The organism is Synechococcus sp. MIT S1220, assembly GCF_047303025.1.
Lineage (GTDB): Bacteria > Cyanobacteriota > Cyanobacteriia > PCC-6307 > Cyanobiaceae > Parasynechococcus.
Window position 1 is genome coordinate 1,248,288 of record NZ_CP138939.1, and the last position, 23,073, is coordinate 1,271,360.

Below are 23,073 nucleotides of genomic sequence, written 5' to 3' on the forward strand. Positions count from 1 at the left end.
CGCCAATCAAGGAAGGTTGGGTTCAATCTGATGAACGAAAACCTTTCCGGTGATTCTCCAGGTTCAATTTCCTGGATTTCTACCGTTCCCGAAGTTGATCTCCAACGGTATGGAAGCACTGGCATTGCCAGCTCTATTCGTGTTGCTGGCCCTTGGCAGTGGCAGCGTCAAAATCACCAGCGGTGGTCGTTCACGGCTGGTGGAACGCCTTGGCAAGTACGACCGCGAGATGCAACCTGGTTTGTCTTTTGTGGTTCCGGTTGTTGAGAAAGTGGTGAGTTATGAATCCTTGAAGGAACGGGTTCTCGATATCCCTCCCCAGCAGTGCATCACCAGGGACAATGTGTCGATTCAGGTGGATGCAGTTGTGTATTGGCAGCTGCTGGAGCATTCCCGTGCCTACTACGCGGTTGATGATCTTCAGGCCGCCATGGTCAATCTCGTGCTGACTCAGATTCGTGCCGAGATGGGCAAGTTGGTCTTGGATCAGACCTTCACGACCCGCTCAGAGGTCAATGAGTTGTTGCTGCGGGAATTGGATGAAGCCACCGATCCCTGGGGAGTGAAGGTCACGCGGGTTGAAATGCGCGACATCCTTCCTTCCCCTGGTGTGAAGCAGGCCATGGAAGCCCAGATGACGGCGGAACGGGAGAAACGGGCCGCCATTCTTCGTTCAGAAGGCGAGAAGGAATCCCAGCTCAATGAGGCCAGAGGCAAGGCGGAAGCGTTGGTTTTGGATGCCAAGGCTCAGCAGGAGGCTGTGTTGTTGGATGCCGAGGCCCAGGCAAAGCAGCAGGAACTGCTCTCCAAAGCGAAAGCAGAAGCTGCCCTTGAAATTGCCCGTGCTCTTGAGTCCAACCCCAAGGCGGAGGAGGCGATGCGTTTGCTGTTGGCCAAGGATTGGATGGCCATGGGTGAACAGATGGCTGATGCGCCGGCAGGCAGTGTGCTGATGGTGGATCCCCAGTCGCCAGCATCATTGATTGCTGCGCTGAAGCAATTCCAGCAGGGCCAGGGTTGATCGGATCAAACAAGAGGCCGTTTCTGGAAACGTTGGCGATAGGTTTTATTGACGCGTTTAAGAATCTTGCAACGAGAGAAAGGGAACATGTATGTTCCCTTTTCTTGTCAATTTGATTTCGCTAAGCATGCTCTTGGTTTAAGGTTTTATGTCCAATGATTGAAATTGCTGATTAGTTTCAGTGCAGAAATGATGAAATCGTACTGAGGGATGTTTGTCGTCAGCCAGGGGTTTGGTGCCTTGTTGATCAGAATCACTGCGCCATGGTTTCCATCCAGGCTGATGATCGAAAGACTGAGGTAGCCGTTCCCGGACCCTCCGTGGAAGATGTACTGCCCCCGGGCCTGCGTGCCCGCATCGCGGTTGCCGATGTAGAACCCGAGGCTGCGTGAAGCAGTGGAACTCGGAATCGTCAGCTGTTCGGCTAATGCCTGGTCGAGCAGCTTGTGATTGCTGTCCAGCGCTTGGGTGAAGGCCAGGTTGAAGCGGGCCAGGTCACTGGCGGTGCTCCACATCAACCCAGTGGAGAGGATCGGATTCCGCATCGGAGCCCTTTGATGGGGGGTGCCGTCGGCGTCGTAAGGGATGGCGATGGAGCTGGTGTCGTCCAGGAAAAAGCGGTTATCGAATGTGCTCCTGCTCATGCCCGCCGGTTGCAGCACCAGCTCCTGCATCAGGGCCGGGAAGGATTGCTGGGCAATGGATTCCAGCGCTGGTTGCAGCACTGTGTAGCAGCCATTGCAGTAGTCGTAGCGTGTGCCGGGGATTCGTTCCACCGTGAGCGGTGGGTTGTTGGCCGGTGGTTGGCCGCGCAAGAGCTGCGGCAACGTTGGCAGAGTTTCCTTGGGCCCACAGCAGCCATCGGGATAGGGATTGCTCAGGGCTCCGGTGTGGTTCAGCAGCATGCGGAAGCTCACCGGCACCTTTGCGGTGTAGTCATTCTCAGGAACCTTCCATCCCTTCAGGTAACGGTTGACGGGTTCATCCAGAGCAATCTCCTCGGCTGCAAGGAGCTTCACCGTGGCCAGTGATGTGAGCGTCTTGGTGATCGATTGAGCCTGAAACAGGGTGTGTTCCGTTACGGGCCGGCTGCTCTCCAGATCGGCCATCCCGAAGCCCCGGGCCCAGGCGATGCGCCCGTCTTGAATCACTGCAACCGAAGCCCCTGGAATGTTGTGCTCCTGGCGCAACGTCTCGATCTGTTGCTGCAGAGGGCTGAAGGGTTGTGTCGCCGCTTTTGCAGGGGAAGCGAGCTGAGCGATCGTGCCGAGGAGGGTGCCCATCAGGGCAGACGCCATGCAACGCAGTCCCGAATGCAATGGCATGCTTCTGGTTGGGTGATTTTCTTTTGTTTAGCAATAATTTTATTTTCTGAGTGAAAATTGCCGATCAAGGGCAAGTGAAAGTCAAATCAGGTAAACATTATGGTTTAAAGCTTGGCTTGTCTTTGATCTTGTTCGGAGGTTAAATCTCTGGGCCAGATGTTGAGCAGTCTTGCAAATCTCTTGTGTTTTGAAGGGTATGAGCCGATCAATTCGCATGCTCGAGCTTCCAAACAGGTTTCAAAAGCAAGCGCTGGTTTCAGACTCCATGTTGCAGCTCTCAATGATTCCCATTGATTCAATCCAATTGGGTTCCTATCAACAAGGATGACGAGCTGTTGGATGGATCAGTTGGAGGCAGCAATCACAGCCCGGAGACCTTCCACATAACAGATCCCAACAGCCGTGACTCCAGAGGCCCAGCAGAGACCACGTAGGGGAGGAATGTTGCCAACGTAGGCAAACAGATAAACGACGCGCACGGCTGGCCAGATCCAAGCGGCTGCAATAGCAGTGGAACTTTCGACTCCAGCCACGAGACACAACAACATGGCGGGAGCCCCAAGGGTGAGGGCTTCCCAGCTGTTCTCCTGAGCCCAAACAGCTCGCTGTCCAAAGGGCGGAAGTCTGTTGAACATCGCTCGCGGTGCCTTCAGGTCGTCCAAGGTGAAATCCGCTTTGGCTCTGCCGGCGCCGGTCAACACAATGCTGGCGATGACAACAGCCCCCATCAAACAAAGCGCCCAGGCAAAAGCGGCAACCATGAACCAAAACCAAAGAAGGTCGAGACCCTAGCCGGCTCCGTTCAGTGCCAATTCTTCAGGACTGCATTGCTCTGTCGGTTTGCTTTGGTGATTTGATCGGGATGTGGGTCGGGCTGTTGATCGGTTTGAACGCCGCTGAGCGCTGCTTTCTGTTCGGGCTATGTCTTCAGTGCCTTTGAAACGCTGCTCTCCTGGCCAGTGTTTCTTGGTTGTGTGGGAAAGGGCGACGCCGATCTTGATGGTGAGCGATGCAAAAATTGCCGATGGTGTTCATCTCATGGAGAGTTGTTTTGATGGAGCACTTTTTTATCAGTCAGATCAACTGGGTGTTTGGCATGACGGATTGATTGGTTTGGTTGAGTGATTTTCATGGGATTCATCGTTCTGGATGCAGCAACCACGCGTTCGAAGATCGCTGGCAGCGATGAAGGCTCGGGTCTAGCTTGTGAACAGAGCCTTTACCAAAGCGCTGCGTTATGGCGTCGTACTCCTTTGATGTTGTGTCTGATTTTGATCGCCAGGAGCTCGTGAACACACTGGATCAGGTTCGTCGTGATGTGGGAACCCGTTATGACTTAAAAGATTCGAATACAGAGATCGATCTGGAGGAGACTGAGGTGGTGATTACAACCGCGAGTGATATGACCCTGCAGGCAGTGGAAGACATTTTACGAACCAAGGCGACCAAACGAAACCTCTCTCTGAAGATCTTTGAGTTTCAGACTCCGGAAAACGTGGGAGGAAATCGTGTGAAGCAAGTTGTGAAATTAAAAAAGGGTTTGAGTAAGGAATTAGCGAAGAAGCTCAGCAAAATTTTGCGTGATGAGCTCAAGAAAGTGACGGTTGCGATTCAAGGAGAAAGCTTGCGAATCACCGGAAAGAGTAAGGATGATCTTCAGGCTGCGATTCAGTTGGTGAAGAGTAAGGAGGATGAGCTTGATGTTCCGCTCCAGTTTGAGAACTACAGGTAGATATCTGTGAATGCTGCAGGGGTTATGCGTATCGATGCAGATGTTTTCAATGTTGTGATTTGAACAATTAAACGATCTCAGACTCATTATCCTTTGAATAGGAACCGATAAGACCTTCCATGGTGTTGACAAGACGGTCGTTTTTACGTCGCACTGGGCTGACGGCGGCAGGCGTTATTGGGCTTCGCCAGATCGCGGCAGGCGCCTCTGCGAAGACTCTGCTGTCTGAACATTCACAGCTGGCTGATGCGACGAACAGCTTGAAGCCAGAGGACTTGATGGCTGGGATTGAGTCCGCAAATGTTCCCTTGAGAGATTGGTCTGGTTACACCAATTACGGGAGGGTTGCTGAGGCTTTTGCTCCTTCAAGCGATGCGGAGATTGTGGATCTTGTGAAGGCTTGCAGACAGCGAGGACAGACGTGTCGGGTTGTGGGATTGCGAACCTCCTGGAGCCTGTACTGGTTCGATCAGACCAATGATCTGCTGATTTCAACCAAGAATCTGGATCAGATCGCTTTTGATACAGAAGCGATGACTGTGACATGTGGTGCTGGGGTCACCCTGGAAACATTGCATCGTGAAGCGTGGAAGCGGGGGTTAACACTTGCCACGTCCCCAGCCCCTCCCTGGGTCACGGTGGGTGGGGCTGTTTCAACCGGAAGTCATGGAAGTGTGATGGCTGGCAGTATGTCATCGTCCCTGATTCGCTGTCGTTTAGTGAACGGGCACGGGGAGATTGTCGATCTCGATGAGCGTCATCCTGATTTTGATGCCGTTCGGATTTCGCTTGGCATGCTTGGAGTGATGACAGAGATGACACTTCAATTGCAGAAGGGTTTCCGGCTGACACTGACTCAGGAACCTTTTGCAACACAAAACTGGGAACAAAGTCTTTTTGAAAGTGGGCCGATGTCCTTTCTGCATGCGAATTTATTGGAAGAACCATCGGTTGTTTTCAAGGTTGATTACGATAGTTCAAACGATGAGAACCATAACGATCTGATAAAAGGTACAAATGCTGATGGCGTGCCATTTGTAAGTGGTCCGGCTCATCTTGTCGTCATGAATTACGCCCCCCCGTCCCCAACCATTGCTGGGTCAGAATGGGCTGTGCCACTGGAGAAATTTCAGTCAGTTCTGGATCGATTTAAGGCCGACAACCAGTTGTTGCCAGCCAAGATCTGGATGAAGAAGAGCGCGGGTGAATCCGCTTTGCTCGCTGCTGGGCCTGACCCTGACAAAGCTTATGTTCAGTGCGGTTGTTATCACCCTGTGAATGGCAATCAGGACCCAAAGATCATTGAACAAATGGTTAAGAAGGTGGAAAACATTATGCTGAACAATAATGGACGCCCTCATTTTGCCAAATTGATTTATATGAATTCAGATCAGATGCGCTCCTTGTATCCAAAACTAGAAACGTTTCAGGAGGTTCGCCAACGCATGGATCCTGACGGAGTCTTTTATACAAAACGGCTCAAAGCTTTGTTTGGATGATGGGGACGTGTCCCAAACTCAATCGAGATCACGGAGGCCATGATTGGCCTTCTCGGTTATGAATTGATCCCTGAGAACGTTGCATTGACGTCTAATTTTTCCGTTCACTCTTTACTCACCGTTCTGCATGCGCCTTGAGTCGACAATTTTGGCTAACTCGAGTACATATCCTGCTGTGCACCAACGGCCGTAGCTTCGGGAGCGATTGTCTGGGTCGGATCGGATTTCAGCTGTTTCTGCCATCACAAGATCGAGATCTCCCTGCGGAAGGTCATACAGATCCTGCAATTCCACTTCTCGGCCCAACAGGTGGCTGCGAAACCACTTGCGTGTCTGTTCCTGCGGTGGAATCTCCATGGTGTGCGTCCATAGGGGTGGGCTGGTTTTCGTCTTTGTTATTGGGAGATTGATCCTTCCGTGTTCATCATGCACGATGAACGGTTTCTTGGCTGATCAAGGTTGTGGTGTCTCTATGGTTTATGTCTGCCCAGTTGATGGATTTTCATGGGGTCTAAGACCATTTATCTTGCCTCTCCCTATGGTTTTTCCGAGCAGTGGAAGCGGTTGCTCCTTCCTGAATTTGTAGCAGCTCTGGAGGCGTTGGGACTTGAGGTATGGGAACCCTTTGAACGCAATGGACAGGTGAATTTGGCCGATCCGGGCTGGGCCTATCGCGTCGCTCAGAACGATCTCCAAGATGTGCGTGATGCTGATGCCCTGTTTGCGATCGTTAATGGCACGCCACCCGATGAAGGGGTGATGGTGGAGTTGGGAGCGGCGATGGCACTGAACAAACCAATTTTCTTGTTCCGCGATGATTTTCGTCGTTGCACTGATTCTGAAGATTATCCCCTGAACCTGATGTTATTTGCGGGTTTACCGGAAAAGAACTGGAGGAATTATGTTTACAGCTCCATCGAAGAAATTGAGCAACCTGAGAAGGCTTTGGCTCGTTGGGTTCTGACGTGATCTGTTGATGTGGTTTGAATCAGTTGGTTTAAGATAGCTGTAGAGTTCAAAACGCAAAATGCGTAGTAACTTTGCAATGATTGCTTTGAATGAATATGGAAAACAACATAATTATCGCGCCTTTGATTCATAGAAATAGGTGGCATTGTCCGTGTGCAAAATAAATTCATTACGACCAATCGTTGATGGATGTTCTGGAAAATATCATTTTTATCGATATTCTAATTTTTCGCGTTTAGATCTACTAAATCCCTCCAAGAAAGCTGCCTGAAATTGATTTGAGATGGGTTTGAGGTGCATCTAACTTAATATCAGATCCTCTTGTCCCAGGCCTTTTGGATGCAAGTTGCTTGAAAATAGGATCATTCACTTGATTCTTGGACAGCTTGATCATGTCTTCTGTGGAACACGATAGTTCAGGTGATTGTCCAAAACCTGCATAGATTGCATAGGCACGTTGTGCACCGGTCCCGTGGGATTTGCTGCCAATCGTGTAGGCGGTTTGTGCCATATTAATAATATCAGCAGAGGTGATTTGCAGGTCGTCGGCGCCTTGACCCAGAATTGCGCCGGCTAGGCAATCCGCTTGGAGCTCTGAAATCGGCTGTACATATTCAACATCAAAAACATTTTGCAGATAATGAGAGTACTCATGTGCAATCACATAAGCGATGGCGGCAGGACCAAAATCCTCGTAAAATGGTTCAAGTTCTTCTTGCACCACATAAATCGTGTTAACGCGGGGGCAATACGACGTGCCTCCAACATCCGTTGCGATGCGTCCACCATGATTGGAGAAGCAACCCCCTAAAACTTTGGTCGATGATTTAACATTAGTAATGATTTGTGGTGGATTGAAAGTGTTTAGTTGTGGATCTTGCTCCCAGTGGTAGATTACATAATTGCCGAATGCTTCAACCGTTTGATTCAGAGATGCATGGGCAGGCTGGCGCGGGCTCAATACATCGGCGATGACCGCCGAGATACCCAGTAGAACAGAGAAGAACAGTTTATTGGTTTTCATTTTTGGTCAATAAATTGGTGCCTTGCCTTAAGCCTAGCAATCCAATCCCTTTTTTTCTACTTGCGTCGTCCATGTGTTGAATGGTGGGGAATTTCACATTGTTTTTCTCCGAAAAGCATTTAAAGTGATGAACTCAGTTCAAGGCAAGCTTGCGCCAACACGTCCTGGCTCTGCTGCTGATCTGTTGCTGGCCTGTGCCGCCAGCCTTTGCAGATCTGAAAGTGAATGGTGGAGGCCGCGTTGGAACGAAACTAAATGGTTCGCTGAACGGCACCTGTCGTCGTGGGATTTGCAAGATTTCCGGTGGTATGCGTAAGGGAAAAAACAAAAACATCTTGATGCATCGACTTGACAAATTCGACACAAGAGGAGGCTCGATAAAAAAGGTAAAAATTAATAATTCAAAAGGTAAAATACAAACCATAGTTTTGAGTGTTACGGATCCTCGGGGAGCATTTTTAACAGTTCCGACTTTTCTAAAACGACGATCTGATTTTGTACTTCTTTCCCCTGGAGGCATTCAACTCAAAGGCAAAGGGTTTCATAATGTTGGCTCTCTCTCCTTGATTGCAAAGCCAAGCTTCAAAGTTGATCATTTTCTCTTCCATGCTGCTGAAAGCAAATCACCCTCAAGTGAGTTGATGACGCCGGGGAAAATAAAAATCAGCTCTAATTTAAGTGTTGATGGAAATTTATTGATTGATTCTGTTGGAGAGATTCGTATTCAAGACTCCACGATTAAGGTGGCTGATTCTCTTCAAGTTGTTTCTAAAACGCTACGGGGGAACATGTATGCTCCGTACGACCAACAAGCTGAAAACCAAGTTTCCATTTCTAATTCTTTTCTAGGCACAGCTTATGGCAATCTTGATGTCAATGTTTCCAGACGTCTGAGTACAACGAATTCTGCTCCTGCGATTGATATCGACCAATCAGATCTTGATGCTGCTGGCAAGATGAGCATCAAAGGGCGAATTAACAATCCCTCCCGTGGCTTAACTGCCCCAGTATTGGAAATCGATTCAAGCAATCTTAAGGCCAAGCGCTTGCTCCGTGTCAAAGGAACACTTCGAAATTTTCAAAAATCAAAAGACTCGATTGCTGTTGCTTTAAGCGGAAGGTCGTCTTTTGCTTCGGATCGTGAAACGCAAATTCTTGGATTGTTTAATTCTGGTGTGGATCTTGTTAGGAGTGATGCTGTAAGAATTGGCAATGGGAGTGGCGATAGAGCTTCAGTTAGCTTTCGTGGTCCTGTAAAAATCATTGGGAAGATCCATGATTTCCAATCATCCAGGTCAAGTTATGCGATCTGGGTCACTGAGTCTGATCTTTTCGCATTCGATGATATTCACCTTTCAGCAGATGTCATGAACGTTGCATGGTCGCAGTCTACCTCTGGAGTGTTCTTGGAAGATACCTCTCTTTTATCGAATCAGATTGGTTCGCTTGTGCTTTCTAGTAGTATATATCGTGTCGATGATTCAATTAGTGATTTTGGTGTTGTCATAGATCGTTCTAATATTAACTATTTCCGCGATGTGGAAATTGATTCATGGGCGGATACCTCCAGGGTCCGCGTCGCTGGATCACTCGGGATTTTATTGGATCAGGCATATCTTCAATCTGGTTCAATGCGTTTCAGTGGTTACGGCGCAAGTGGGGTTCAGCGGTCGGCTGAGTTTATTCATGGCCAGCAAAGTGAGCCTGCTGATTTAAGGATTCAGCCCGATGATGTACACAATAGCGGCATTTTTATTAATAAAAGTCGCCTAGTTGCGGAGAATGATATAAAGATTGATGGGATTGCTGGTGAATTTCAGTCATTTTTTGGTGAGAATGTTTCAATGCCGTTTGGTGTGTATATTTTTAAATCTAACTTGGATTCTGGGCGTTTGATTAAAATCTATGGTGATGGTGGAAGTTCCTATTCGGGCCGAACATCCCTTGCTACGGGTGTTCATCTGTTCAAATCGAATCTTTCTTCTTTAAAGATCGATCTCATGGGTGATGGTGGTGATATTTTCTATGTTTCCCAAGTCTCTTCTCAGGTTGCCTTGGATGGTAATGAGGGCCTTTTATTAGAGTCTTCGCGATTAGATACATCAGCGCAGTCAACTCCGTCTTTTAACTCTCGCACTAAAAATTCAATCCAACTTAACGGGGTTGGTGGAGATATTAAATCAGAAGATGCATCGAGACTTCGTTTTGATGTTGATGCAATGAATGGGGTGTCGATTGTAGGTTCAGAACTGATTAGTGGAGATACCGCCTATTGGTTTGGTGAATCTGGCAACACGCCTCATGGCTCTGACTCGAATCAAGGGATCTACATTGAAGATTCAGAAATATTTTTCTATGATGAAAATCTTGATCGGCAAGAGACTGCTCTGCTGATTGGTGTCAGTCAGTCTGGAACGAATAATAACCATGGTGTTCTTGTTTTTGATTCTACGTTTATATCACCGAATTCCGACTTGGCTTTTGATGGAGAGGGCGCGATCAATGCATCACAATCAGGAGAATTGAATCGTGGAATTGTATTCGATAATTCTTTTATTTATGTTGGAACCAGTGCTCCATACTTAGATCAAATTCAAAAGCCACTCAATAAGTCAAAATATGATTTAACTATTTTTGGAAGTGGAGGGCAGGGTTACATGGATAATGATGGTGTTGTCGATTTCAACAGTGACATCAATGTTACTGGTGATATTATCATTGATGGCACTGCATTTGCGTCAAGTGGTCTTAATGCATCAACGCTGTTCAAGGATACCAACTTATCGGCGGGGGGTGATCTCTTTGTTTCTGGCAACACTGATTCAATTTTTGATCGGGCGACAATCAGTGTTCAGGGTGAGATGAGCGTGATGGTGGATGGAGCGTTTATTGATCATTCTTCTGTGCTTCGAACATCAGTGTCATCGCCTGATTCAAATCTGAAAATGCAATCTATGACGACGCAGAATCTTTCCAATGTGAATCAGATCAGTGTTGACAATTTTAAAACTGTGCAGCTTGATCGTAGCGATATTCAAAATTCAATCGAAACTTCGGAGGCTGCGTTGTTTTCGAATTTGGGCTCTGTTGTTCAGACCTCATTTTCGACTCCTCTGTCTTTACAGGAAATGCAAGCCATGTTGCTGAATGAAATCAAGGCGATCCAAAATCGACAGTAATCGTAAGTTATTAATCACTTAAAATGCGTAGGTTGCTCGTGTGTAAACACCTTGGCCAATGATTGTCTTCCTCCAGTCAGCACACGAATTGTCAGTGAACAACAGAGGTCGCGTGTAGCCCAACTCAATCGTCAGTTTTGGCTGCGTCAGCGTGTATCTCAATAATGCTCCGTAACTCGCTGCCTCATCTTCGAGTGAGATGGATGATGTCTGGGTCTGTGCATAGCCAACTCCACTGAATGGCACAAGCTCGACTTGGTGTTGGTCGGAACGCATCAGTGTGATTGGCGTTTGAATGGTAGACAGCACTCCACTATTTCCGCTGAACAGATTGGCAGGCAGACCAATCAATCCCTGGTCTGACCCCACCGCAAAATTCATGGCGTAAGGCAGGGGGCGAAATGCCATTTGACCAGAACCCGATAGCAGCAGATTGATTCGATTTGTGATGCGATAGCGAAGTGCAGCTTGTATGCCAATGGCCTGCGCTTCTCCCAGATTGACTCCTGTTTCAGCATGCTCTTTGCGTTGGTTTGATGGTACGAAGCCTGATAAGCCCTGCAATCCATAGAGCTGAGCTTGCCAAACAAGTTTGTTCTGGACTCCATTTGCGGTTACTCCATAGCGTAAATATGCCATTGTTGGTCGCCTCACTAAATTGGATGCGCTTGCATCAGTTGGAACTTTGTTGTTGATATATAAGTTGCTTCTCGATCCGATCAGCGACGAGAAAAATGAGAGATTTATCTCGTCAGCTTGATAAATTAACCAATCTAGATTTACGATTCCTTGGAATTGATTGTAGCGAAGATTAAAGGAATTCTGGTGATGCGGAGCGATCTTGTCGATGCCAAATCCCAATGCTCCACTTACATTGATCTGTTGTGAGAGTGGATAGGTGTAGCTGATTGACTGAGTTGATGATCGTAGATCGAGCTCTCTTGTATTATTGAATTGTAAGAAAGCGAGGAAAAGGTCCCCACTTTGAAAAATGTCTTCCTTTTGTGTAATTGCTTCGGTTTTTAGCTCGCCAAGTGTTTCTGCTCCATCATTGCTGATTGAAATAAATGACTCCCAATTTCTTGTCTTGGGGGACACTTGAATTTTTAATGCTGATAAATTAACTTGGCTTCCGTGCCTTGTGAGCTGCGCGCGCAAACTGTCAATATCTCGCCTACTTTCAAGTAAATCAAGAGCTATCTGAAGTTCTATAAGGTTGAAAAAATCTGATTTAAGATATTCCAGTTTCTGTGCAATGTTTTCATTTAAAGCTTTGTCTTCTCCAAAAACTCTGATTTCGACAAGCCGGCCTGGCAAGACTACAAGCTTGTAGGGTTCCTTTTGGGACTGAATTAAAATTCTGGTATTGATGTAGCCATCAATGATCAGTTGCTTGCTGAGTTGTTCAGCGCAGGCTTTAAGTTTGTTGGTGATATCACGAATCTTCCTGCATGGTGCGAGGATTTCAGCAAGTTTATATTGATCGTATGGCAAGGCATCGATCACAATTTTGTTTTCATTGGTTTGATCCCCTGGCTTTTGTTTTGAAGCGCCACCCGGTTGTCTTGGATCGAGTTCTGGATTGTCCTGTTGTTCAATTTTGATCTCAACGTTTTGGTCCTGTCTTGCTGGTCTTTGATGGGAATTAGGTAACCTTGCAGGGCCAGTTTGAGTTGGTGGTTGCACCAGCTGAGCCATCAGCATTGCGTAGATAGCCACTACCACGGTTTGCCAATCAAGACGGGTGCGGCCCAGAAGTATGGATTGGATAAGCCTTCTTTGATTTGTATCCTATGGCCAATGCTTAGATTTTTAATCATGACCGTCCCCTCTGGCGACAATAGATCTTTCCCTTGGAGTTGGTATTGATTGGTCACGAATTCCCTTTGGGCTTGTTGCAATGCTTCTGCTTTGGGTAATCCCTTCTCAAGCCAGTAATAAAAACGGATGAAAAATATTGAGGAGGCAATGTCGTCGACATACCAAAGGTTTCCAATCGCTGACTGTGCTCCTGCCATCAGGGCCAGGCCAGAGAGGCCTAGCTCATTACGATTATCACCCAACGCGGTTCGGCATGCGCTAAGTGTTAAAAGTTCTAGGGGCGAATCCTTGCTGCTAAGTCCGAGTTCTCTAAGCTCCTGCATGCTGATACTACCATCGGTTAAATATAATTTTGAGTTGATGGGTTCGCCTGGGATAAATTCACCATGTGTTGCAAGATGAATTCTTTGCATGTCTCTGGAGTTACCTTTCGTGATTAAGGACTTTTTTGTGAACTTGTCGTTGATTAGTGTTTCACCATTCGTGATCATCTTTAACTGTTCGATTTCCTGCGTCACGTAAGGCAATGAACTCATTTCTTTGAAATTTGATGATCCGGCCAATAGATAGTTTCGTTTTGATGGATATTGATAGGCGCCTCGCGGCATCAGGCTGACAGACGGTGTAATTGAAAAGGCATATCGCATCCCTAGCCACTGTTTGCCATTGTGCAATGCGGCAAATGGAATTCGTTGTAACTCTGGGTCCAAACTGATCAGTAATGTTGTAATGTTTCCTTCTTGGAGTTCTTTCTCGATGTTGGCAATCAGGATGTCATAGAGCTGTCTCGACGCCGAATCTTGTTGCTCTACGTTGAGTGACTGCGCTTCTGACGTTTGTTGATAAAGCAGCTCGATCAGTGCATTAAATCTTTTCTTGTTGACAATTGTTCTGACTCCTTTGGGGTCTCCTGTTGGTGGGATCAGGATCGTATCGAGTTCAATGTTTTGACTGTTTGGGCTGGTGTTGAGGCTTAGTCTTAAGATCGCAGGCTTGTAGTTGGATCGATCGAAACGATTGTTCCGTTGTAGAGGCTTCTCTTCTGCCTTGATCGGGCTGTTGGATGTATACGTTGTCGCAGTTGATAGCAACAGGACCATGGAAGCCAAGAGACGCCAGCCCTGTCTTCTCTGAAACATGTTGCATCACACATGATCGATATTTTATAAGCTTTTTTAAGTGACGCAACCTTTGATGCCCTTTTTTTGGCGGTAAGATCAAAAGTGATTCGCAGCGGTCTGCTGGTCAGACTGAATTCTCGTTTTCAATTTTTCGAGTTGCTTCGCTTGGCTTTTGATCGATTTGAATTGATCCTCTGTTTTTTATTGTTCATAACTCTCATCGAGCAAGTACTCTCAAAATCAACGCGCTATCAATTGCGATGCTGATGTTGTTCATCCCCTTTTTTGATTCTGATTACAACTGAAAACCTTCGGGAAGAAGTTGGTTCAATGTTCGGGTGCCTACACCATCGATATGGATCTTCGCGTTGTTTGGTAACAGCTCCTGCATGACTTGCCTGCAAGCACCGCAGGGCATTTTTGTGCCCCTCTCACGACTTGTTTGGGCGTCAGCACAGCTGACGGCAAGTGCCAGGGGGCGTTTCCCTTGTGCAATTGCGCTGAACAAGGCGACACGTTCGGCGCAGATGCTCAACCCATAGCTGGCGTTTTCCACATTGCAACCAGAAATCATGCTTCCGTCGTCGCACAGCACTGCAGCACCGACGTGAAAGTTTGAATAAGGGCAATGAGCGGCCTTGGCCGCATGGCGTGCGGACACCAGAAGCTGTTCAACGTTGTTCACGACATGTGCCTCGTGCTGTTTCTTTCAAATCAGTAAGGGGTTTGCTGGCTCCACTGGCACGCACCACTGTGCTGTTGTGGAGGTGGAAGTTTAGGTGTGGCTGGATGTTCAAATCTCTCTCCACTTGAACAGTGAGCTCACGCTCCTCTTGGTTTGGAAGTGCAATTGGCCCGAGCGGTGCTCTGTAATTCCACCTGTAGCTGAATGAAGCGTCGGGTTTGATGGATCCAACGGGTGCAGATGTTTCCTCCGCCAACGACGTCAGCCTGCTTTCGATCACGTAACGGGGGTTAACCGCGGCTCTCGTCCCCAGCGTCACCCGGAATATTTGGTTTTCGAGAAGCCGAATTCCCCTGATTGGTTCTGTGGTCCAGCTGCTCTGCGCAGTTGAAACGGTACAGAGCAGCGCTGGTGGGGGAGGTGTAACAGCCAGAAGAGGCAAGGGCATTGGTTTTGAAAAGTAGAACCTGTCCGCGAGACTTGCGTGGCCGGGCATTGATGCAGGGGCTTCGATGCCCTCCTCTGAATGGCGGGCAACCTGACGAAGCTAGCCTCCACGCTTAATGATCACGATTCCTATCTTTCCTTTGGTTGAGATTCAGCGGAGCCTCTGTTGAAGCGGAGGTCTCTAACCGTGGTTTTGATGCTGCATCCAAAGATTGGACTGTTTGTCGTTGTTGCGGCAAGTTTGCTGTTCGCTGATTGGGGCATTCGATGGGTGTACCCGAATCGGCTGAATCGGCTACGACTACAATCATCTCCATCAGAGGTGTTTGGTTGGAACCACTGCATTCGATCGATGTTCTTCACTTATGTCTATGTCAAGCCTGCCGGCTCGTGATCAAAGGACCTGTCTGATCCAAATGCGCCTCATGTTACCTCAATCAAGTTGATTGCTTCTGCGTAGACATCAATGCGATCATTGATTTGTTTGCCGGGAAATTTAATGATTTATGCTATTATTGAAGAGAATGGCGTGCTCCATGCAAAAAAGTTTTGCAATTGTTCTCCGTGTTTTTGATGGAGAGGCGCCATATTTGCAGTCCTTCATAGATCATCATCGCTCCATTGGTATTGATTGCTTTTATGTCCTCCTCTCCCCAGGAGAATCACCTCTTTGCAGGGAAATTCTAGAAAAAAATAAAATTAGTTTTTTTGACGTTCAAGGCCAAAGGGTTGAACGTATTTGGCGCCAGGTGAAGGAGGATTATGTGTCGGTTCTGGATGCTGATGAGTATTTGCATCCTGAAGTGATTCGCTTTGCGTCTGAGGAGGAGTTCCGTTCATTGCAGATGCCATGGAGGATGACTGCAACCTTGGATGACAATGGCTTTACGGATGCGGAAAAACATTTTTTTGTTTTTCCGCAGGTGAAGTCGATGATGAGGACCAAAAGCCTGACAAGTATGAGTCTCCACCTTTCAGGAACCAAAGGAGATGGTGACAGGCTTGGTTTGGATGTTGGTCTTCGCTTTCCTTTGAATCACTATTATCTGAGAGGATTAGATGATTTACTTCTCAAGGAGGGCGGAGTCGTTGCTTTGACGGGCGCCACAACTGTGGGTCGTACGCCGGTGTCTCTCGAAGGGGATGTTCAAGCTGATTTCCCCCAATTCCCTAGTCGCCATGCAAAAGCTGCCTTCGTCCTCAAAATGCTCGAGGTGTGTCCGGAGGTGAATGATCCTTATCATTTAAAAATTGATCCCGAGATGCTGGCCCGGGTGCTTGGCACAGCTCAATTTGATCTCAGAGAGGCAAAAGATCGTTTGCGACAAAGCATCGAGTCGATTGTCGATGTTTTTTCCGATAAAACGATTAAACGACAACATCGGAATATAGAGCGTATTTTTTCGGACAATCCCAGGCGGGTCAATTTTCAAAAAAAGGTGATAAAAGCTCTTCAAAAGGATTATTCCAAACGTAATAAAGGCATGGGTTCAGAGTCCTAGATTTTGTGGTGATGTGCCATGGGCTCGCTAGCTGTTCATTGTTGTTCGCGATCCACGCGCGAAAGGCTAGAACTGCGTCGACGGATCTGATTCTGTCCATACGTCGGTTCTGTGAACCGGAATGCTCCTGTCTTGTTCCAGCCATTGAAGGCTGGGATTTCCTTCTGGTAGTGCATTGGATGCTTCAGTGCTGATAATGTTTGAAAAGCAATGATGTGTGCATTCAGGGCATGATACGAGGGAGCTTATCTAATAGCGATCTTGTCTAAATCGCTTCGACCACTCACTTGTCAATTTGCGATTGATCAGTTTCAACTTTGGTTGCTAGGAACGCGATAACTTGTATCTGAGCAAATCAAATTGGATAAGCATTGTTTTTAGTGTCTCTGATGATTGGTCCGGTCTTCTCTTTGCAATCAGGCTGCTTGCAATAGCTCTTGCTGCCTGAACTGATCGTGACGCGTGGATCTTCCTTGTTGGGGCTAAGACTGATCCTGCCGACATCAAGCAACCGCCGCGAAGCTCTCGCGGAACGCGTTCAATGTGGTCTCGATATCCGCTTCGGAGTGAGCCAAGGAGGTGAAACCAGCCTCAAAGGCTGACGGGGCCAGATAGACCCCCCGTTCGAGCATGCAGCGGTGCAATTTCCCGAAGCGTTCCGCGTCGGTGCCTTTCGCTTCCTCAAAATTCCGAACAGGTCCCTCACAGAGGAAGAAGCCGAACATCGCACTGACGCTTCCGCCAGTGATCGGCAAGCCTGCTTCGCTGGCCGCAGCTTTGATCCCTGTGATCAGTTTGTCCGTTGTGGCGGCCAGCTTTTCGTAGGTGCCGGGTTGTTTCAACAGTTCCAACGTCTTGATCCCGGCAGTCATCGCCAGGGGATTGCCGCTCAGCGTTCCGGCCTGATACATCGGCCCTGCAGGAGCCACCATCTCCATGATCTCTCTGCGGCCGCCATAGGCACCCACGGGAAGACCACCACCAATCACCTTTCCCATCGTGGTGAGGTCTGGTGTGACACCGAAATGGGCCTGAGCTCCTCCGTAGCTGATCCGGAAACCGGTCATCACCTCGTCGAAGACCAATAGAGCTCCGTTCTCCTTGGTGAGTTCCCGCAGCCCTTCAAGGAAACCGGGTTCAGGCTGAATAAAGCCTGCATTGCCGACGATCGGCTCGAGGATGACTCCGGCAATCGCATCTGGGTTCTCTGCAAACAGTGCCTTGACCGCTTCGAGGTCGTTGTAGGGGGCTGTAAGGGTGTTGGCCGTTGTGCTGCGCGGCACACCCGGAGAATCAGGCAAACCGAGGGTGGCGACGCCGGAGCCTGCCTTCACCAGGAACATGTCCGCATGGCCGTGGTAGCAGCCTTCGAACTTGATCACCTTGTCGCGACCGGTGTACGCACGAATCAGGCGCAGTACGGCCATGCAGGCTTCGGTCCCACTGTTCACAAAGCGAACCATCTCAACGCTTGGAACGGCCTCGATCACCATCTCGGCGAGGGTGTTCTCAAGGGCACAAGGCGCACCAAAACTGGTGCCCTTCTCGATCGCTTCCTGCAGCGCCGCGATTACCTCAGGGTGGGCATGGCCGCAGATGGCTGGCCCCCAGCTGCCGATGTAGTCGATGTATTTGTTTCCATCCACGTCCCAGGCGTAGGGGCCCTTGACCCGGTCGAACACGATCGGCTGACCGCCCACAGACTTAAACGCGCGCACTGGCGAGCTCACTCCTCCAGGCATCAGGGCCTGTGCAGCCCCGAAGATGGCCTGTGAGCTGCTGGTGTTCAACGCTGGAGTTGTCACGATGACCGACGCCAAAGGGCAGTTGCAAACCGTGCAACATCCTGACCCAAGAACGACCCGATGCGTCCGGAGTGTGTCTCTAAGGCACATCTCACTGTTTAGCTTGAACCAACTTGCGCAGCCGGTGTGCCCCACGACTGGTCAGCTCTGGAGCGGGATTTGCGGCGACATCTGCCCCCTCGCGCCGTGCTCGCGAAACGTCAGGAGCTCCTCAGTTACGACTGTGACGGATTGACCCTTGAGCGCCACTGTCCACCGCTTGCAGTCCTTCCAGAGACCACCGAACAGGTTTCCAAGGTCCTTGGTTTGTGCCATCTGCATCGGATTCCGTTCGTGGCCCGCGGGAGTGGCACGGGGCTTTCAGGGGGCGCGTTGGTGGACCAATCCGCCCTGCTGGTGGTGACAAGTCGGATGCGCAAGGTCTTGGCCATCGACCTCGACAACCACGCCGTCACGGTCCAGCCCGGTGTGATCAACAGCTGGGTCACCCGCGCCGTGGCCGGTGAGGGGTTTTATTACGCGCCCGATCCTTCCAGTCAGGTGGTTTGCAGCATCGGCGGCAACGTGGCTGAAAATTCCGGTGGTGTGCACTGCCTGAAGTACGGCGTCACGAGCAATCACGTTCTTTCGCTTGAGGTGGTGCTGCCTGACGGCACCGTCACCCGGTTCGGTGACGAGCTTGCTGAGACCCCCGAGCTCGATCTGCGCGGTGCGTTCATCGGCAGTGAGGGCACCTTGGGCATCGCCACTGCGATCACGTTGAGGCTGTTGCGCGCGCCGGAGTGCGTGAACGTGCTGCTGGCGGACTTCGCGACGATGGAGGGTGCTGGGGAGGCGGTTCGCAGCGTGACGGCGGCGGGCCTTCTCCCCGCAGGGATGGAAATCATGGACAACTACACGATCAATGCGGTTGATGATTTCTTTGGTCGTGATGAATATCCGCGAGATGCGGCCGCGGTGCTGCTGATTGAGCTCGACGGTCAGGAGGCAGAAGTCCAAGCCTCGGCACATCGCGCTGAACAGCTCTGTCGCGAGGCTGGAGCCCGGGGCTTACGTCGGGCGGAGGATCCGGCGGAATGTGCCCTGCTTTGGAAGGGTCGAAAGTCTGCGTTTTCAGCGGTGGGCAAGATCACGCCGACGTACTACGTCCAGGACGGTGTGGTGCCGCGCAGCGCATTGCCGAGGGTCCTCGCTTCCATTGAAAGCCTCAGTCGTGAACACAACTTGCCCGTCGCCAACGTGTTTCATGCGGGCGACGGGAATTTGCATCCTCTGATCCTTTACCGCGCTGAGGATCCGGATGTCGAAGCGCGGGTCAAGGCACTGGGTGCCGCGATCCTGAGGGAATGCCTGGCGGTTGGTGGAAGCATCAGTGGCGAGCACGGCGTGGGCGCTGACAAGCGTTGTTACATGGATTGGATGTTTGGTCCCGACGATCTCGACACGATGGCTCTGTTGCGCAAGGCCTTTGATCCCCTCAATTTGGCCAACCCTGAAAAGGTGCTGCCGACCCCGCGCACCTGTGGCGAATCAGCCCGCCGGCAAGTGCGCTTGCAGGAGGGCGGCCGGGTGCTGCCCTCCGGAGCCTCCGCCTTCTGAGGCGTCATTCAGGCAGTTCGCCTGAGTCGTCAGTCAAAAAAATCGGTCTGATCCTCATCGTCCGTCGGAGGCCAGTCCAGATCGACAGTCACTGGCGCATGGTCACTTGGCTGGGTGTTTCCCCGCACCTCCTTATGGATCCTGCAGCTGCGTGCCAGACCCAGCAGCTCATCGCAGAGATAGATGTGATCGATGCGCCAGCCCCGATCTCGGTCCCAGGCACCGGTCCGGTAGTCCCACCAGCTCCAGTGGCCGGCATCGGGCTCAAACACCCGGAACACGTCTTGGAGCCGGTCTGTTAGGCAGGCCTTGAGGGCATTCCGCTCCGCATTGCTGGCCATGATGCCGCCGGTGAGCCGTTCGGGGTCATGGATGTCGCGAGCCTCAAGAGCGATATTGAAATCACCCACCATGCAGAGGGGCTCACTCCGTTCCGCCTGGCTCGTGAGGTAACGCTGAAGGCATCCAAGCCAATCCAGCTTGTAGGGGTATTTCTCGGACTTCAACCCCGACCCATTTGGCACGTAAAGGTTCAGAACGCGTACACCATCAAGAAGCGCGCTGATCACACGTCTCTGCTGACCCAGCTCCTCCGCCTCCTGATCGTCTGACAGCTCGCCAAGAAACCCATAGCGCACATCCTCCAGGGGCTCTCGGCTCACCAGGGCTACGCCGTTGTAAGCCTTCTGCCCGTGCACGCTCACGCTCCAACCGGCCTTCTCGAAGGCCTGCACTGGGAAGAGAGGGTCATCAACCTTGGTTTCCTGAAGGCACAACAGGTCGGGCTGCTGCTCTTCCAACCAGCCCAGCACCTGATCGAGGCGCGTACGCACGGAGTTGACATTCCAGGAGCCGATCTGCATGGCGCACCCACTCTGTGAATGACGCTTAGCATTAAGAGGTTCTTGTGGAATAAAGATGTTTGTTCGGCTTGCGGCTGTCCTGTCAACCGCTGCGGCAATCACTGCAGGAACCGTTTCATCCGCCTGGTGCCAGGTTGATGCTCCTTTTCAAAATCGCGAGGAGCGGAATCTCTACAACCCCGGCTCCAATGGCAGCGATTCCATCCTTGATTCCACCAATCCGATGGATCTGATCAACAGGATCCGCCAGGTCGGCTCTCTGGACGATGCCACTCCCCCTTCAGATGCCATCGATGCAGCCTTGAAAGCCTTCAGGGAAGAGCCAGCGGAGTCGACTCCGACAGCCCAACCCTGATTTGGGCAGCAGCGACGCCCCAGGATGCTGCTAAAGCCTCGATCTGCGGATCTTCCTCGCCTGGACCAAACCGTCTGCGTTTCGCCTCCGATAAAAGTTGTCGCAACGCCTCGGGTTGTCCCTGCTCAACGCGAATCAAGGCCAAGGCCAGCACAGGACGTTCATCTACCGGAGCTTCAGCAGCAAGGTTTTTGTAGAGAGATTCAGCCTGTTTACCGGCGTTGCTCTGCCGGTAAAAGTCTGCGAGAAGCAATCCCAGTTCCATGAGTTGACCAGGCTTTGCAGCTTCAAAGCGTGCTTTCAAGCGGTTCAAGCTCTTCACACCCAGGCCTCTGTCCTGTTGCACAAGAACCTGCAGCGCCATGATTTGCAAGTTGTTGGGATGCAGTAGCAGCAAGCGGCTCAGTTCTTGGTCAGCGCCCACCGAATCACTGTTCAGACGCATGAGTTCCACCAGGAGCAGGTTCTGATTCAGTGGAAGAGGCCTCTCCCCTTGCCAGCTCTCCAGGAGGATCTGGGCCTCCTTCAGCCTTCCGAGGGACATCAGACGCTCCAGCAGAGACCTTTGCTCGGCTGCGCTGATCGGTCCAAGCTTCAGCTTGTCGATGAGCACATTGACCTGCTGGTCAACAATCCTGCGACTGCCGCGCTGACCGGACGCTGGCGTGCCGTAGGAGGTGAGGAGCAAAGCCAGGCCCACCCCGATGAGGAGAAGGGCGAACAAGACAGACCGGTTTAAGCGCATCCCATGACGCGGAGATGCCGTCAGTCTGAGGAGCCCGCAATGACCTGGCTACAGTTAATGCCTGGGCCGCGTCATCGCCCTCATCTTCAATGCGAGACCATCCGATCCCACCGGTTACCGAACCTCTCCAATACCGGGCGATCGGTGTCGTCAGGGGCGTCTACACCCCGAAAGACGAGGATCAGCTCACCCGAGGTGTTCTCACTGTCGAGGGTGGCGTTGAGCTTGAAACTGTTGTTCTTGGAAGGGTCTTGACCCTGATGAGGAAACACCTGGCGATGGAACATCCCCATCTCTGGGTGGTCTATCCCCGATGTCGCGACAGCGACCATCTGCATCTGCAGATTGCTGGCATTTGGGAACCGAGCACTCTGGCTCCTGATCATCCGGATGCAACGGATGAGCTTCCCGAAGGCGATGATTTTTTCTCGGTCCGAGGAGAGCTGATCTTCACGAAGCCGGAAACCGGAGACCTCGTTGTGAAGGTGCGGCAACAGGCCAGGGCAGATGGAAGTCGTCCGTTGCCGTTCAAGATCCAGGTCAAAGGTGAGATTCCCCTCGAGCACCTGCGGCATTTCGTTGGCCTCGAGATCAGGCGCCAAGGTCAGGAACTGCACCTTGAAAACTTTGAGGTGATCGCTCCGATGCCCACCCGTGGCGGGAAGTCGAAAGGAGGTCGTGGACAGGCTGCAAAGCGCGGCCCCACTGCCAGAAACAGCAGCCGCGCCCGTCCCTGATGGCCGAAAGCCAGGGATCCATTGATATCGCAAGAGCCGGTGTTGCTGTCGCTGCCCTGACTGGCCTCGGCGCCTTCGGACCTGCCATGGGGTTGTCAGCGGCTTGGATCGTGGTGCTCGTTGGCGGTGTTCTCGTTGCACTGAGCGTTGATGCCGCAACCTGGCAGGGAATGGGGGGGCACTTGCTCGCGGAAACACTGCCGGGTGGTGAATCCCGATTGCGCCGTATTGCCGTGCACGAGGCAGGGCATGTGTTGATTGCCCAGACCGAAGCGCTGCCGGTTCAGAATGTTTTTATCGGAACCTTGGCTTGCTTAAGGGCCGGCCTCCGTGCCAGTGGAGCCACTGAATTCACGGTTCCAGACAGTGTGCGGATGCCCCTGGAAGATCTGAGGCGCTGGAGTCGTGTGCTTCAGGCCGGCATGGCTGCAGAAACAGTGATCTATGGATCAGCACGGGGTGGAGCCGACGACCGTGCGCTGTTAGGCCAGCTCTGGGGACTCTCTGGACACGACGTGCCAACCGCTCAGCGGGAGCAGCGACGGGCCCGTCGCGAGATTGAACAGCAGCTCCGAACCCGGCGATCCGATCTGGAGGATGCCGTTGGTGAGTTGCTTGAATCGGCTCCGCGGCTAGGCCGTTGA

General features: G+C 50.9%; 22 protein-coding genes. 11 read left to right on the plus strand and 11 right to left on the minus strand.

The window, feature by feature from the left end; translation table 11 throughout:
- The first annotated feature begins 109 nt into the window (after positions 1–109).
- Positions 110–1,021: an SPFH domain-containing protein gene (locus SIB64_RS06165; protein WP_413442908.1), complete on the plus strand. Its 912-nt coding sequence runs from the start codon at positions 110–112 to the stop codon at positions 1,019–1,021.
- Positions 1,022–1,167: 146 nt separating this feature from the next.
- Here SIB64_RS06165 and SIB64_RS06170 read toward each other — a convergent pair whose 3' ends face one another.
- Positions 1,168–2,346 (minus strand): serine hydrolase domain-containing protein, encoded by a 1,179-nt coding sequence (locus SIB64_RS06170; RefSeq protein ID WP_413442380.1) that lies wholly within the window; start codon positions 2,344–2,346, stop codon positions 1,168–1,170.
- A gap of 344 nt (positions 2,347–2,690) precedes the next feature.
- On the minus strand, positions 2,691–3,107 hold the full coding sequence (locus SIB64_RS06175) for an MAPEG family protein (protein WP_413442381.1): 417 nt from the start codon (positions 3,105–3,107) through the stop codon (positions 2,691–2,693).
- Between the two features lie 476 nt (positions 3,108–3,583).
- Between SIB64_RS06175 and SIB64_RS06180 the strand changes: the two genes are divergently transcribed.
- Positions 3,584–4,078, plus strand: a complete 495-nt coding sequence (locus SIB64_RS06180) for a YajQ family cyclic di-GMP-binding protein (RefSeq protein WP_413442382.1) — start codon at positions 3,584–3,586, stop codon at positions 4,076–4,078.
- 278 nt (positions 4,079–4,356) lie between these two features.
- The gene (locus SIB64_RS06185) at positions 4,357–5,577 is read left to right on the plus strand and encodes an FAD-binding protein (RefSeq protein WP_413442909.1); all 1,221 of its coding nucleotides are present in this window, start codon (positions 4,357–4,359) and stop codon (positions 5,575–5,577) included.
- A 111-nt stretch (positions 5,578–5,688) separates the two neighbouring features.
- Here SIB64_RS06185 and SIB64_RS06190 read toward each other — a convergent pair whose 3' ends face one another.
- Positions 5,689–5,934: a hypothetical protein gene (locus SIB64_RS06190; RefSeq protein WP_413442383.1), complete on the minus strand. Its 246-nt coding sequence runs from the start codon at positions 5,932–5,934 to the stop codon at positions 5,689–5,691.
- Positions 5,935–6,081: 147 nt separating this feature from the next.
- Between SIB64_RS06190 and SIB64_RS06195 the strand changes: the two genes are divergently transcribed.
- Complete coding sequence (locus SIB64_RS06195) at positions 6,082–6,546, plus strand: nucleoside 2-deoxyribosyltransferase (RefSeq protein WP_413442384.1); 465 nt, start codon at positions 6,082–6,084, stop codon at positions 6,544–6,546.
- Positions 6,547–6,790: 244 nt separating this feature from the next.
- On the opposite strand, the gene SIB64_RS06200 is transcribed toward SIB64_RS06195, so the two are convergent.
- Positions 6,791–7,570 (minus strand): hypothetical protein, encoded by a 780-nt coding sequence (locus SIB64_RS06200; RefSeq protein WP_413442385.1) that lies wholly within the window; start codon positions 7,568–7,570, stop codon positions 6,791–6,793.
- A gap of 149 nt (positions 7,571–7,719) precedes the next feature.
- On the opposite strand from SIB64_RS06200, the gene SIB64_RS06205 reads away from it, so the two are divergent.
- The gene (locus SIB64_RS06205) at positions 7,720–10,749 is read left to right on the plus strand and encodes a hypothetical protein (protein WP_413442386.1); all 3,030 of its coding nucleotides are present in this window, start codon (positions 7,720–7,722) and stop codon (positions 10,747–10,749) included.
- Positions 10,750–10,767: 18 nt separating this feature from the next.
- Here the strand turns inward: SIB64_RS06205 and SIB64_RS06210 are convergent, their stop codons facing one another.
- From SIB64_RS06210 to SIB64_RS06225, 4 genes are all read right to left on the minus strand, one after another.
- Entirely contained in the window at positions 10,768–12,447 is a 1,680-nt protein-coding gene (locus SIB64_RS06210) for a ShlB/FhaC/HecB family hemolysin secretion/activation protein (protein ID WP_413442387.1), read from the minus strand.
- A gap of 20 nt (positions 12,448–12,467) precedes the next feature.
- A complete protein-coding gene (locus tag SIB64_RS06215; RefSeq protein ID WP_413442910.1) occupies positions 12,468–13,670 on the minus strand; it encodes a CHAT domain-containing protein in 1,203 nt (400 codons plus the stop codon).
- A gap of 316 nt (positions 13,671–13,986) precedes the next feature.
- Positions 13,987–14,376 carry a cytidine deaminase gene (locus tag SIB64_RS06220; RefSeq protein ID WP_413442388.1) on the minus strand — a complete coding sequence of 130 codons (390 nt, stop codon included), beginning with the start codon at positions 14,374–14,376 and terminating at the stop codon, positions 13,987–13,989.
- Positions 14,363–14,824, minus strand: coding sequence for a hypothetical protein (locus tag SIB64_RS06225; RefSeq protein WP_413442389.1), 462 nt, complete (start codon positions 14,822–14,824; stop codon positions 14,363–14,365). Before SIB64_RS06225 ends, SIB64_RS06220 begins: the two co-directional genes overlap by 14 nt.
- Before the next feature lie 186 nt (positions 14,825–15,010).
- On the opposite strand from SIB64_RS06225, the gene SIB64_RS06230 reads away from it, so the two are divergent.
- Together SIB64_RS06230 and SIB64_RS06235 are read left to right on the plus strand one after the other, a co-directional pair.
- Entirely contained in the window at positions 15,011–15,217 is a 207-nt protein-coding gene (locus SIB64_RS06230) for a hypothetical protein (protein ID WP_413442390.1), read from the plus strand.
- 130 nt (positions 15,218–15,347) lie between these two features.
- The gene (locus SIB64_RS06235) at positions 15,348–16,325 is read left to right on the plus strand and encodes a glycosyltransferase family 2 protein (protein WP_413442391.1); all 978 of its coding nucleotides are present in this window, start codon (positions 15,348–15,350) and stop codon (positions 16,323–16,325) included.
- 503 nt (positions 16,326–16,828) lie between these two features.
- Here SIB64_RS06235 and hemL read toward each other — a convergent pair.
- The gene (gene hemL, locus SIB64_RS06240) at positions 16,829–18,130 is read right to left on the minus strand and encodes a glutamate-1-semialdehyde 2,1-aminomutase (RefSeq protein WP_413442911.1); all 1,302 of its coding nucleotides are present in this window, start codon (positions 18,128–18,130) and stop codon (positions 16,829–16,831) included.
- A gap of 126 nt (positions 18,131–18,256) precedes the next feature.
- Here hemL and SIB64_RS06245 point away from each other — a divergent pair, with 126 nt between their 5' ends.
- Positions 18,257–19,729, plus strand: a complete 1,473-nt coding sequence (locus SIB64_RS06245) for an FAD-linked oxidase C-terminal domain-containing protein (protein ID WP_413442392.1) — start codon at positions 18,257–18,259, stop codon at positions 19,727–19,729.
- Positions 19,730–19,758: 29 nt separating this feature from the next.
- On the opposite strand, the gene xth is transcribed toward SIB64_RS06245, so the two are convergent.
- Positions 19,759–20,592, minus strand: a complete 834-nt coding sequence (gene xth, locus SIB64_RS06250; protein WP_413442393.1) for an exodeoxyribonuclease III — start codon at positions 20,590–20,592, stop codon at positions 19,759–19,761.
- A 55-nt stretch (positions 20,593–20,647) separates the two neighbouring features.
- Here xth and SIB64_RS06255 point away from each other — a divergent pair, with 55 nt between their 5' ends.
- On the plus strand, positions 20,648–20,947 hold the full coding sequence (locus tag SIB64_RS06255; RefSeq protein ID WP_413442394.1) for a hypothetical protein: 300 nt from the start codon (positions 20,648–20,650) through the stop codon (positions 20,945–20,947).
- Here SIB64_RS06255 and SIB64_RS06260 read toward each other — a convergent pair.
- Positions 20,904–21,671, minus strand: a complete 768-nt coding sequence (locus SIB64_RS06260; protein ID WP_413442395.1) for a tetratricopeptide repeat protein — start codon at positions 21,669–21,671, stop codon at positions 20,904–20,906. The two genes, SIB64_RS06255 and SIB64_RS06260, sit on opposite strands and share 44 nt — an antisense overlap.
- A 110-nt stretch (positions 21,672–21,781) precedes the next feature.
- On the opposite strand from SIB64_RS06260, the gene SIB64_RS06265 reads away from it, so the two are divergent.
- Entirely contained in the window at positions 21,782–22,429 is a 648-nt protein-coding gene (locus SIB64_RS06265; protein WP_413442396.1) for a hypothetical protein, read from the plus strand.
- On the plus strand, positions 22,429–23,073 hold the full coding sequence (locus SIB64_RS06270) for a hypothetical protein (RefSeq protein WP_413442397.1): 645 nt from the start codon (positions 22,429–22,431) through the stop codon (positions 23,071–23,073). Before SIB64_RS06265 ends, SIB64_RS06270 begins: the two co-directional genes overlap by 1 nt.